The following is an 11,615-nucleotide window of genomic DNA, read 5'->3' as shown; positions in this document are numbered from 1 at the left end:
TAACCATGTCGACCGACCGATCCGCGCGCGTCGAGGACAGGCTATTCTACAACCGCTACCTGCTTGATCCTGGGCACCCTCACATCAAGGTGCGGCCACACACGATGCCATCCTCGGAGCTCGTGAGCATGCTGACAACCTGCCCGGCTCACTGCTATGTAGCTAACGACAAGCACCAGATAGAAGTCGCCGTGGACGGCTGCATCGAGTGCGGCACTTGCCGCGTGATCTGCGAGGAGAGAGGTGACATCGAGTGGAGCTATCCGCGAGGTGGTTACGGCGTACTGTTCAAGTTTGGCTAATAATTCGGCTCAACGTAGCTGTGATCTTTCAGGAAGTGCCCATCCGTTCTGAACCGAGAAAGCTGAGTTTCCGAAGCTGCAGTGTTCTGGGAGAGACCGGATGAACACCCACAAGAATGCGCCGTTGATGCCCAAAGGTCGATAGGCGATGCTGCGGAGGAGTAGGCTGCCGCAAGCCGATGGCTGACCTGTGAAACATCTTGCCGAAGACGATTGAAAATAGGTCAAGCGGTTCCGCGCGGAAGGTGTTGCTTGGTTGCGCAATCGCTCCTCCAGACCCTTTCGTCGCCAAGTCCCGCCAGCCACATGTGCAGGCTTCGACGCATTGCGCCGACATCTACACCGGCACGCAGATCGCCGACCAGGTCGAAGTGTCGACGGCCGCCGTCAGCCATCCTCGTCGCTTAGAATTGAACCGGATCGCGAGGAGCTGACTGAGCGGGGAAGGCCGATATGAGCGTGAAAGCCCAGGCGAGATCATTCACATCGACATCATAACGCTGTGGCGTTTTTGGAGGGATCGGAGACGGCATTACCCGGCGCTCCCAGCCCGTCTACATTGACGACCACTCCCGTGTCGCCTTTTCCGAGATCAAGCCATTGGCGCCCAAGGGACGCTGCTGCCTTTCGGACGTCCCTAAGACCCGCGCGGCATTTTTGGTTCGGCGTGCAATAGACGTGTTTCTGTTGCCTAACCTCGTCTGCAATGTCCCCGGCCGCGCGCCGCAAGCCGTCCATCACCGGAACAGTTGCGCCCCTCCACGTGCTCAACGCCGCGGGATTTGGTTACGCGAAGAAGTACTCACACCATGATCGCGCAATCATCAAAACCTCCGGCCTGCTGATGTTGCCATTCAGAGAGACATTTTCTCTTTCTTAAATTGACCATTGACCCATTTCTGTCGTCTCCCCTAAGAAGCGCAGCTGCAACGAATGCGGATTGAACACAACCGGGGATCGCAGATGAGCCACATATCTCAAGCGCCCAGTGCGCGAGTGACGATTCCGCTCCTTCAACAATGGAAGGAGGAACGGCGGCGCATAACGATGACCACCGCCTATGACGCCGTGACAGCGCGGATTGCCGATTCCATCGTCGATATCCTCCTCGTGGGCGACAGCGTCGGCAATGTCTGTCTCGGCTACGACAATACCCTTCCGGTCAGCATGCCGATGATGAACTATCATCTGGAGGCTGTCGCGCGCACAAGACCTCGTGCGCTGCTCGTGGCTGATATGCCGTTTCTCAGCTTCCATGTCAGCCCGCAGGAAACTATCCGCAACGCAGGTGGCTTCCTGCAACGGGGAGCAGATGCCGTCAAGCTGGAAGGGGGCGCCAAGCGCATCGACATGATACGCGCGCTGGTCCAATGCGAAATCCCGGTGATGGGACACCTCGGCCTCACCCCGCAAAGCGTCAACGTCATGGGCGGCTTCAGGGTGCAGGGTCGCACGAGCGAGGCTGCATTGCAACTGCTCGAGGACGCGCACCGGTTAGAGCAAGCGGGATGCTTTGCGCTCGTGCTCGAGGGCATTCCGGCCGAGCTTGCAGCGCGTGTGACCGAGATCCTGAAGATTCCGACCATTGGGATCGGCGCGGGAGCGAAATGTTCGGGCCAGGTACTCGTGTTCCACGACGTGGTCGGATTGACGGAGGGGCACCGGCCGAAATTCGTGCGCCCCTATTCGAACGGATTTCAGGTCTTGCAGGATGCCCTCGCAAGCTGGGCGACCGATGTCCGGGAGGGCACATTTCCGGACGCTCAGGAGTCCTACCGTTTGCCGGAATCCCTGGCGGAGGTCGTCGCAAACTGGACGCCAGGCGAGCGGGACGGAATTTAGCGTCGTGCGCACCATAAAAACCGTCCGCGAGCTGCGCCGCGCCCTCGCTGGTCACAAACCGAATGGTCGCGTCGGATTTGTGCCCACAATGGGATACCTGCACGATGGTCATCTCGCGCTTGTTAAAGCGAGCCGGGCACGCTGCAACACCACGGTCGTCAGCATCTTCGTCAACCCGGCCCAGTTTGGCCCGAAGGAAGATCTCAGCGTGTATCCACGGGACTTCCCCCGAGACGAACGACTGTGCCGCGAGGCTGACGTCGATATTATCTTTGCTCCCGGGGCGGAGGAAGTGTATCGGTCGGGGTTCGACACCTTTGTCGAACCGGGTGCACCGGCACAGCCCCTCTGTGGCCCGTTCAGGCCCGGCCACTTTCGGGGTGTTACGACCGTCGTCTGCAAGCTGTTCAACATGGTGCAGCCTGATCTGGCGTTCTTCGGACAAAAGGACTTTCAGCAATGTGCCGTAGTGCGGCGGATGGTCACCGATCTCAATCTCCCGATCGAAATCGTCACCGTCCCGACGGTTCGCGATCCGGACGGGCTCGCCATGAGCAGCCGGAACCGCTATCTCAGCGCTCCTGAACGCAGCAGCGCCCTTTCCATCAGCCGCGGCCTTTTCGCAGCAAAGGCTGTCTTTCAGGCAGGCGAGCGCGATTCCATCCGGCTGTTGTCACTCGCCAGGCAGACTATAGAGATCGACGAGCTGCAATACCTGGAAATCGTCGATGCCGAAACGCTCACGCCAGCTACAAGCGAGCTGACGCGTCCTGCTGCGATTTGTGTCGCAGGTTATGTTGGCTCAACCCGGCTGATCGACAACATCCTGCTCGATACCACGGAGGCTCGCAGGCTGACCGCGCGGTGATAAGCGAGCACGATCTCCGTCGCGCCAGGAGGCAGGGCGGTGCTCCAGCGCGCGTGCTGATCCCAGCCGCGCTCACTGCGATGATGTTGCAGCTCGTTCGACCTTTTGCACCTTGAGTGCACGACGCTTCATTGTCGCCGTCAGCTTTTTTGCTTTTGCCGGGCGAGGTTTCTTTGGAAAAACGATGCCGGCTTGAGATAGCTCCTTCGGTCCGCGCTTCGTCATCATCATTCTCCGAACATATCTGGTTGATTTCGGGACGGCGCCGCAGCAGCTAACGCCGCACACCTGGCCGCTCGCCAGCTCGCGGCGGTGAAGCTGGATGTCGCGCGCCGCCTGGCGCGCTGAGCAGCAAAAACAAAGCCCTGTTAGCCTCATACCGGGCGGCCAGCCGGCTACGTTTTGAACCTGCCATGACCAGCATCCCTTCATCCGTCGAGAGCGACCAGAACCAGCCGCGGCCACGGCGAGTGAGCAAAATCTCATAATAGGGAAAACGGTCGGACATCGAATCCATTGTTCGTCTGCGCGCGGCGAGTTCCGGACCACCCGCTCGGCCGCGCCTGCCTAGCGGATGGGTTCACATCCAACCGTTGGGGGGCGTGCTGAACAGCTGGATCGGCCTGTTGCAATCCCGCTGCGGTGAAAATCATCAACAAATCCCAGTTCAACGCCGAATTCCGCCAGGACAGCCGGGTCCGTTCTTGCCCCTAGTTGCGCAATGTCGTCCGTGTTCGTTGACACCCGGCCTGGGTGCGTCATCCGGGCTAACAGTTTATATTGTCCTACTTTCAGACGAAAGATCAAATTTGCAACGTGCCTGCTCGTGCCCTTATTTTCCTTCACGTTTTCGGAGTCGCCCGTGTTGGACCCAGCGACGAGTGTCCTTCTCCGCGCCGTGCTTGATGAGGTCTGCCAGGAGATCTCCCGCAGTGAAACTGGCCTTCGTGCCCATGTCGCCTCCAAGTTGATCGAAGCCGCAACCAAGGGTGAGACAACAGCGGAGCGCCTAAGGCAGGTCGCGCTTGAGGCACTTCGCTCGACGCCGACGATGTGGCGCTAGGGAAGGGCGTGGCTGTGACTTTCAAGGTTCGTGTTGAACATCCTGGCCACCGGCAAAGACGGCCTCGCACAGATGCCGGATCTCAAGCAAATATACCAGGTTTAGCTACGGTGGATCCGATTAGGCCAAGCGCTCGAGAAGAATGATCGCATACTTGAGCTAGCCTTTTCTCAGAAGTTGATCGAGCGCATCGATCGAGATAGCGCGTCACCGAACAGAGCCCCGTGCCCTGGAGGCGATGGAAGTAAAGTCGCCTGCTGTCAGCGAGGGCACCAATATCAACAGCGCTTTTCTCGATGCGATTGTAGCTGGCGAGCCGCAGCGCATGACAACAAGCAAGCCGGTGTTCTAGCGACGCCTTTGGCTGCACGCGGATGGAGCCGGTCGCCAAGGCGGCCGGCAGCGGCCCGCACGTCTGCATCTAAACGCATCATACGCTCGTGAAGGTAAGATCGTGCTGAGGGGAAATTTAGCTAGGCCTTCCGGCCTTCTGAGGTTGGAGCGCGCTAATTTTGCTCGGGCGCATCTCATGCCTCGCCCTGGTTATTGGAACATGCTGGCTTCTGGGCGGTTCAATGAAAGGGCCCTTGTGCCCCCACGGTCCTGCCGCATACCCCCAAAGCCCCCCAAAGGCGGGACCGTGCCCCCGCGGAGTCCGCCATGGCATTCCCGACCGAAGAGCAGATCAAAAACAAGGCCCACGAGCTCTGGGAGAAAGCAGGCAGGCCGGAAGGGCGCGAACTCGAATTCTGGCATCAAGCCGAACGCGAGCTGCAGGAGCAGGCAGAGCGCGGCGCTCCGGAAAATGGCTCGCCTGACGCGATTTAGCCGCCGCCGTTTGGCACTCTCTACACGGGATCATGTTGTGCGTGCCCGCAAGACCGCCCGAGCGGAGTGAGCGACGAGCAGACGGGTGGAAACGGTTCGGCCGGGTTATTCGTCAACGTCAACTCTCATCTCGCGTGAGCTCTGCACGTCTGATTGGACGGGCCTCAAACCGCTGGCCATTCAGATCCACGTCCGTCTTCCTCTTCTTCAATGCCGGTCGTTGTCGATGGCGTCGTTCGTTCCGCGCTCGCTCGGCATGTTTTCTGGCTTGGAGCGCGGATCAATCGCTCACGCGCACATTAAAGCGCGATGAGAATGAGATGAATCCTCGTCGCGCTTTAGGTTATTGTTTGAGCCTCCGAAAACCGCTGCACACTTCTCGGGATCATGCTCTAGAAGTTTTCAGTGTTTTGGCAGTGGTGAGGATAACCCGAGCAGCCCCAGAATTTGAAATGGGTTGTGTGATTCTCCCGGATTTTCATAGAGCGACCGCAGGCGGGGCAGGTCTTGCGAGCAAATACCCGCTGGTCCTTCGCCAGCGTCATGATCCTGACTTCGCCGGCGCCGCTGGCGGCGAGTGTCCGGACACATTCCCCGGTGGTCTCCCCGGTCGTGTAGACATCGTCGATCAGCAAGATCTTGTTATTGTTCCATCTGAAATTAGAATGGAAAGCGCCTTTGATTGCTTCGGCGCGCTCCAGCGAATTCATCTGCTTGTAGCCCTCGATTTCCTTGACGACACGCAGGCCCTTCAGCTCCAGTTCGATGTCCTCATCGAAATGATCTGCTGCCTCATTGAGCAGCAATTCAAAGCGATTGCGCTGTTGAGAAGGCTTCATCGGAACCGGCACAACATAGTCCGGTGCCCAGTCGAGGGTTGCGATGGCTCGACCTACGGCCTCACCGAGAATCTTGGCGTGGGTATCATCACTCTTCAGCGACAACACGGCTGCGCTCACGCTTCGCCAATATAGCCGCGGCCAGGAATGTTCGCGTCTCAGCAAGGTGGATGCCTTCGACATGAAGACGTCCGGTGCACTGGAGGAAAGCTCGAAGATTGACGTAGGCCCCCATCGGACCGCAACAGAAGTCACCCCGGCATGGTAACTGGCTTCGATGTCACCGACATCATCACCGATGTAGAGCGTTTCCGTCGTCGCAGCCACGCCGACACGACGTAGCGCTTCCAGGATCGGCTCGGGGTCGGGTTTGTGGTTCTGGGTATTGCCGTAGCTGACCAGCACGTCGTAAGGGATGCGGAATTGCTGGAGGACTGAAGTCGCGTACCATTCAGGCGAAGAGGTGACGATGCCGATCCTCTGTCCGTCCGCCCTGAGAAGGGCGGGAAGCTCATGAGGCGCCGCGCGGCCTTGCGCGGGGAACGGCCGGATCAGATGCATATTCTGCCGGACATTGTCCCACATCTGAAAGCGACGTTGCTGCGCAATGGCCGAGCTATCGAAAAGCGTCATGTCGAGGTCAAACAGGAACATCCCAGCCGTTAGAGCATCGACATCTGCGTGGGTGACGACGGCGGAGCGACTGTTTGGGTTTCGCCACCAGCCAAGCGGCTTTCCAATAAGCCAAGCATGGAGGCGTAGTCTTCCTTGCTGGCTAGCGGCACAGCCACCGGGCGGTTGCCATACCTCTCGGCGAGTATGCGTCGGTAGTCACCTTCAGCCCGCACAGCTTCGGCGAAGCGGCTCGCGGGCAACTGCGTCATGGCCAAGATGCCCTGGCTCTTAGGCTCTGTGGCATGACGGCCCTGCGGCACTGGCGCAAACAGCACGCGGTCCTGTTGGATCGTGAAGCGCACCGTGTGCATCGAGCCGCCCTTGATGTCTGTCTGCATGACAAAGGTTGCTATCGAAAGCCCGCTTTGCAGGCGATCGCGCTGCACAAGATTGCGCGGGGATGGCGGCACGCCGAAAGGCTGCTCGCTGATCAGCGCGCCATCCTTTTCCAGAATCTCTTCGGCGAGCTTGCTATTCTGCTTCGGGTAAATGCCCTCAAGACCACCCGCCATCACAGCGACGGTCCGCCCGCCGTGATGCAATGCGCTTTGGTGGCTCAACGTATCGACGCCGATCGCAAGGCCACTCACGATCGCCCAATTGGCGCCGACCAGTGTCTCCACGATCCTATCGCTGACGATTTCGCCGAATTCGGACGGCTCGCGCGTGCCGATGCAAGCGACGCTGCGGCGCGGCGGAAGCTGGCCCTTCACAAACAGGATGGGCGGGCGATCGGCAAGAGAGCGCAGAGCCACTGGATAATCCGTATCGAAGATCGACAGAACACGCACCCCACGCCGATCCGCCTCGTCGAGCACTCGCTGTGCCTTCTCGCTGGCTTTAACAATGGCGGCGGGCTCCTGAAGGCATTCAGCCACCGCGGCCGAAACGACCGATCGAAGCTTCGCAGGCTCGGCGCCCAAAATCGCTTCAAGAAGCGAGAATCGTTCAGCGAGACGCTCGGCCGTAGCAGGGCCGATACCGCGCAAAGCGGTGAGTGTGAGAATGCCGGCTGCAGTTCGTGTCTCGGTGCCAATCATCGCATTCAACGCCTTTCAAATTGCCCTACTTCGGCGTTCTAGAACGACAGTCTCTCTTAAGGACGAGGATGAACGAGTCCGAGGTTAACGCAGTAAATGGCGAGCACCCTAGGAGATCGGCGGCGGCGAAGGATCAAGATTGCCGTGAACACGAACTTGCGCTTGGCATCCGCACATCGATGGACATCTGCACAATAGGTCATCACAGCGTAAGCAGGCAAGCCGGCCTACTCGATCAGCAGGTTGATAGAGCCGATCACCCGTGTTGAGGAAGCCTCAGCAACGAGAGTTCTTGTCTCGACGAATTAACGACGTCGATGTTGCGGTTAAGTTGCGTTGAGAGGATCTTCTCAAATGCTTCTTCCTCCTCATCCTTCCCGTTCCGCCATCAGCTGTGTGTGTCAACGAGCGAGTAGCTGGTGCTTCTGCCCCCGGCGGCATCTTTCTTAAGGATGCCATGTTCGATCAATTCCTCAATGTCCCTTGCCGCCGTCGCCTGGGAGACCTTCGTTAGCTTTGCCCACTTTGAGGACGTTAGCTTGCCCTCAAATCCATCGAACAGGCAATTAAGCACAGTTCGTTGACGTTCATTGAGCTGGCGAGCCGCATGACGATCCCAGAAGTCCGCTTTCTGGAGAATTCTCCCGAGAATGGCATCCGCGTTGTCAAAGGCGCGATCTAAGCAATCCAGGAACCACGCCATCCAATCGGTGATGTCGAGGTTTCCTTTCTGGATCCGCTCGAGAATTGAGTAGTAGTCGTTCCGCTCGCGCCGAATCTGCGCGGACATACTGTAAAACCTTTGCGGGCTCCGCTCTGATCTTGCCAGCGCAAGGTCAGCGATCGCACGCGCAATACGACCGTTGCCGTCTTCAAATGGATGGATGGTCACGAACCAAAGATGAGCGAGAGCGGCCTTCAACACGGGATCGATGCTAACGATATTACGGTTAAACCACTCCAAGAAGGTCTGCATCTGCGCATCGAGACGCTCGGCCGATGGAGCTTCATAGTGTACGCGCTCGCGACCCATCGGGCCCGAGACAACTTGCATGGGTCCAGTCTCGACCGTCCGCCACGCGCCGACGACTATCTTGGTCATACCGCTGCGCCCAGTGGGGAAGAGCGCGGCATGCCAGCCGAAGAGGCGTTCGGCAGTTAGCTCCTCGGCATAGTGTTCGGTGGCGTCGAGGATCATCTCGACCACGCCTTCGACGTACCGGTCGGCAGGGATAAGGCCCCCAATGTCCATACCAAGATGACGAGCGATGGAGGACCGAACCTGCGCATGATCGAGGATCTCACCCTCGATCTCACTCGACTTCACCACTTCTTCAGTGAGGGTCTGAAGAGTAGCCTCAGTTTTGAGGGGGAATCCGAGCCGCTCCATCCGGCCGAGCAGGCGGCCCTGCTTATGACGGACCGCCGCCAATCGGTCTGCAATCCGCTGCATATCCCAAGTGAATGTGGGCCAAGCAGGCAGTTCATGAATGTAGGCCATAATCTCATCATCTCTTGCAGAGATTATGCAAGCTAATCATTGCGCTGACAAGCTATTCTCTGCAACAAATGATGAGAAAATTGCCATAATCTCAGCAAGAGAATTCGGGGACCTGCGTAATGAGAGTCCGGAGAAGATAACCGTCTCGGGCGGGCGGTAATCGCTTCGAAGGGTTGGATCACACTTCGCCAGCGCCGGAGAAGAGCACCGTCGGCGGCGTTGCGCGGGGCGGCGGGAGGGACCGAACGCCTGGCGATCCCGGTCTGCTCTTCAGATCGTAACGCTGGGCGAGGTCGAGAAGCCGCCGCTTGGTGAATGGGTCGGCTTTCTCTGCTAGATCGCGCGCCCGCTGCGCAAAGCCACTATAGAACTCTTCCACGACGCCCCCCCGCAACATCACTGATAACCCGAATATCATTGCCGGATGCGCGTTCCGTCAAGGGCCTGCTGATGCGTCGGACGGATTTAAAGGATCTGCTTGAGCTCACGGCGCCAGAGAAACTAAGCTCACAGCGGAGGTGTAGCGCGGCAATCTGGGTAGGAAGCGCCTTCCATCCTGATCGCCGCGCGACACGGGGGGAAATCCGATCACAAGGCTCTACGCAAGCCGAAACCCTGTGCCCGACCTGCGGCAAGCCGATGACGGCCGTGCCTGACGACGAGGCGCCCGGCCGGCCGGGCTACGTCTGCCTCGCCTGCGGAGGCGATCCCCTGCACGATCCAGCTGCGCGGAAGTGGGCGGATAGCCCGCTGTGGCCGCCGTCCAAATAGCGCAACAACGAAACCGTCCCCGAGAGCTGGAGCCGACGGTCCTCTCATCTCGTCCAAATGCTTCGTCGTCGACTGCATTTCCAGCCTTGGTTTCATCAAACGAGCTGGCGGTGCTGTAGCAGCCGACGCCACCTCTAGGACGCAAATAAGGGCGCAGAAATATCAAATCAACGGCGGCGTTTCGCGTTGCCTTCGAGAGATGAACAAAGTTGTGATCGGACGCGTCTGTTGGTCAACGCTCGCCTCACATCACGAATCTCCAAGTGCATCCTCAAGGATGGCTTTCAATCGCGCAGCTCCCTTTGCCAGCTCGCCATCAAGATCTGATTTGACGGCAGCGGCATACTCCGCTCCGAGCTCAATGGGATGACCAGCGTCGTTCTGCTCCGGCGCACCTTGAGGCAGAAGCTGATAGGCCCTTATCCCGAGCGCATGGGTGTCATTGGCCCAAGCAGCGATGCGTGCCTCATCATAGGGAGCGGGCTCAACCGCCGGCAACGATGCACCGTCGATTGCGTCCGCATAGCTTCCCCACGAATAGGCCTGAAGGTCGATCAGAGAATCATCCCACATGCTGTGAAACGTCGATGCGCGCGTGTATGACGTTCCATCCGAGCGTTTGGCACGCAATATGACGTGCAACTTGTTACCACCCTGGTCGCCATCCCGTTCACTTGCGTGAAGCGGTTGCTCAAGATCACCCGCAAGATGAACCACCAGCTTGAGCGCACGCAGCCTGTCGTCCTTACTGCGCGAAGTGTCCTTTAACACCGCAATCGCCTCAGGCAGGCCCCGCACGATGCAAGTGCCCTGATTGTTTGCCTCATTGCAGTCCAGCGCGGAATCATAAGTGGCGCGGGCGACATCGATGTCGACGAAGTGCCAGCGATACGTGTTCTTCCCTTCTGCCGTGAACTTGTAGTCGTCAGCCCAGTTCGAGATCGACGCCAACGAGGTCTCTCCGATCAGGTCCTTGAGCTTGGTCGTGGCAGCCGGGGTGAGATGTCGCTGCGCGAGCTCAGCAATCACGGAATGCCCGAGCTGTCCCCACGCGAGCGCAGTCGACGTGCTGCCCGCCAGGATGGTAATGCAGGCGGGAAGTAGAACTCTAAGCTTTGTCACGGCAACCTCCAAAAAACGCATCGCATGTCAAACAGATGGTTGTGTCGGCTCTCGCCGCATCTCGCGGGCACGGCGGAACGTTTCCGCGGATTGGGCTGTCTCAACGCTTCCGATAGCGCTGCTCACCGCGCTCTGCCCTCGACCGGCGCCGGCGGATAGTTCTTCGAATCTGACTGACGAGATAAACGCCCCAAATGATCAGCATCTTGCCAACGCATTCCTTGCTCCCGCCAAGCCTTAAGGTACGTTGACAGGCGGCATGGCTTCCGTCGGACGCAACGCGACACTCTCACGCTGGTGTCCGCGCACGGCCAAGATAATTGCAAAGATGGCAAGGACAATCAGAGACCCACGCATGTCGAAAGGATACTCCCGAACTCTTATCGCAATTATGAAGCCGCTCACATCTACCTGGACGGAGGTTCTGGACCATCTTGTACGGCCAACGTCCAAGCAGCTTAAGTCGTATGCCAAGCCTTAAACGAGGCCTGCTGCTGCAACACGCCTCAGTCGTCTCGAGCAGTGTCCAAAAAATGCATTTTCAACGCGCAATAGCCGAAAAAGTGCGAGCAAGCGGGCTAACAACAGCCGCTCCAAACCTGCTCTGATTCGAAGCTGGCAGAGACAGCTGAGGCACTCATGCGCGAACATGATCTCATCTCAGGAAGCTTCCTGGGCCTGACTGGAGCGGGATTTGTCCTCCTGTGCGCAAGCCTGTTTGCATTCACCTTTTTATAGAGAACCGCTAGATCGGAGCCGGCGCG

11 protein-coding genes are annotated in these 11,615 nt (G+C 58.7%); 5 read left to right on the top strand and 6 right to left on the bottom strand.

Translation table 11 applies throughout. The annotated features are described in order from the left end of the window. Positions 1-5 precede the first annotated feature (5 nt). The 4 genes from XH89_RS39270 to panC all read left to right on the top strand — a co-directional run bounded on the left by XH89_RS39270 (position 6) and on the right by panC (position 3,012). Complete coding sequence (locus XH89_RS39270; RefSeq protein WP_128929935.1) at positions 6-302, top strand: ferredoxin family protein; 297 nt, start codon at positions 6-8, stop codon at positions 300-302. 200 nt (positions 303-502) lie between these two features. Further along, positions 503-736, top strand: a complete 234-nt coding sequence (locus tag XH89_RS39265) for a hypothetical protein (protein ID WP_128929936.1) — start codon at positions 503-505, stop codon at positions 734-736. Between the two features lie 529 nt (positions 737-1,265). Further along, positions 1,266-2,144, top strand: coding sequence for a 3-methyl-2-oxobutanoate hydroxymethyltransferase (gene panB / locus XH89_RS39260; protein WP_128929937.1), 879 nt, complete (start codon positions 1,266-1,268; stop codon positions 2,142-2,144). Between the two features lie 4 nt (positions 2,145-2,148). Beyond that, on the top strand, positions 2,149-3,012 hold the full coding sequence (gene panC, locus XH89_RS39255; RefSeq protein WP_164934262.1) for a pantoate--beta-alanine ligase: 864 nt from the start codon (positions 2,149-2,151) through the stop codon (positions 3,010-3,012). A gap of 72 nt (positions 3,013-3,084) precedes the next feature. On the opposite strand, the gene XH89_RS39250 is transcribed toward panC, so the two are convergent. After that, the gene (locus XH89_RS39250) at positions 3,085-3,237 is read right to left on the bottom strand and encodes a hypothetical protein (protein ID WP_164934263.1); all 153 of its coding nucleotides are present in this window, start codon (positions 3,235-3,237) and stop codon (positions 3,085-3,087) included. 1,498 nt (positions 3,238-4,735) lie between these two features. On the opposite strand from XH89_RS39250, the gene XH89_RS39245 reads away from it, so the two are divergent. After that, a complete protein-coding gene (locus tag XH89_RS39245; RefSeq protein WP_128929940.1) occupies positions 4,736-4,903 on the top strand; it encodes a DUF2934 domain-containing protein in 168 nt (55 codons plus the stop codon). A 392-nt stretch (positions 4,904-5,295) separates the two neighbouring features. Here the strand turns inward: XH89_RS39245 and XH89_RS39240 are convergent, their stop codons facing one another. The 5 genes from XH89_RS39240 to XH89_RS39225 form a co-directional block, all read right to left on the bottom strand. Beyond that, a complete protein-coding gene (locus XH89_RS39240; protein WP_128929941.1) occupies positions 5,296-6,396 on the bottom strand; it encodes an HAD-IA family hydrolase in 1,101 nt (366 codons plus the stop codon). A gap of 8 nt (positions 6,397-6,404) precedes the next feature. Beyond that, on the bottom strand, positions 6,405-7,457 hold the full coding sequence (locus XH89_RS39235) for a DNA-processing protein DprA (protein ID WP_128929942.1): 1,053 nt from the start codon (positions 7,455-7,457) through the stop codon (positions 6,405-6,407). A 388-nt stretch (positions 7,458-7,845) separates the two neighbouring features. Next, positions 7,846-8,958 (bottom strand): Fic family protein, encoded by a 1,113-nt coding sequence (locus XH89_RS39230; protein ID WP_128929943.1) that lies wholly within the window; start codon positions 8,956-8,958, stop codon positions 7,846-7,848. A 178-nt stretch (positions 8,959-9,136) separates the two neighbouring features. Further along, positions 9,137-9,337 (bottom strand): hypothetical protein, encoded by a 201-nt coding sequence (locus XH89_RS41570; protein ID WP_128929944.1) that lies wholly within the window; start codon positions 9,335-9,337, stop codon positions 9,137-9,139. A 641-nt stretch (positions 9,338-9,978) separates the two neighbouring features. Next, positions 9,979-10,851 (bottom strand): S1/P1 nuclease, encoded by an 873-nt coding sequence (locus XH89_RS39225; RefSeq protein WP_164934264.1) that lies wholly within the window; start codon positions 10,849-10,851, stop codon positions 9,979-9,981. Positions 10,852-11,615 lie beyond the last annotated feature (764 nt).

The sequence above is a fragment of the Bradyrhizobium sp. CCBAU 53340 genome, assembly GCF_015291645.1.
In the GTDB taxonomy this organism is placed as follows: Bacteria; Pseudomonadota; Alphaproteobacteria; order Rhizobiales; family Xanthobacteraceae; genus Bradyrhizobium.
The sequence above is the reverse complement of the archived record's forward strand: the minus strand, read 5'-3'. Positions and strand labels throughout refer to the sequence as shown.

Excerpts from the sequence above, each read along its gene's own strand:
- panB (WP_128929937.1), top strand. The coding sequence starts at position 1,266 with ATGAGCCACATATCTCAAGCGCCCAGTGCGCGAGTGACGATTCCGCTC.
- XH89_RS39230 (WP_128929943.1), bottom strand. The coding sequence starts at position 8,958 with ATGGCCTACATTCATGAACTGCCTGCTTGGCCCACATTCACTTGGGAT.
- XH89_RS39250 (WP_164934263.1), bottom strand. The coding sequence starts at position 3,237 with ATGACGAAGCGCGGACCGAAGGAGCTATCTCAAGCCGGCATCGTTTTT.
- XH89_RS39240 (WP_128929941.1), bottom strand. The coding sequence starts at position 6,396 with ATGTTCCTGTTTGACCTCGACATGACGCTTTTCGATAGCTCGGCCATT.
- XH89_RS39235 (WP_128929942.1), bottom strand. The coding sequence starts at position 7,457 with ATGATTGGCACCGAGACACGAACTGCAGCCGGCATTCTCACACTCACC.
- XH89_RS39245 (WP_128929940.1), top strand. The coding sequence starts at position 4,736 with ATGGCATTCCCGACCGAAGAGCAGATCAAAAACAAGGCCCACGAGCTC.
- XH89_RS39270 (WP_128929935.1), top strand. The coding sequence starts at position 6 with ATGTCGACCGACCGATCCGCGCGCGTCGAGGACAGGCTATTCTACAAC.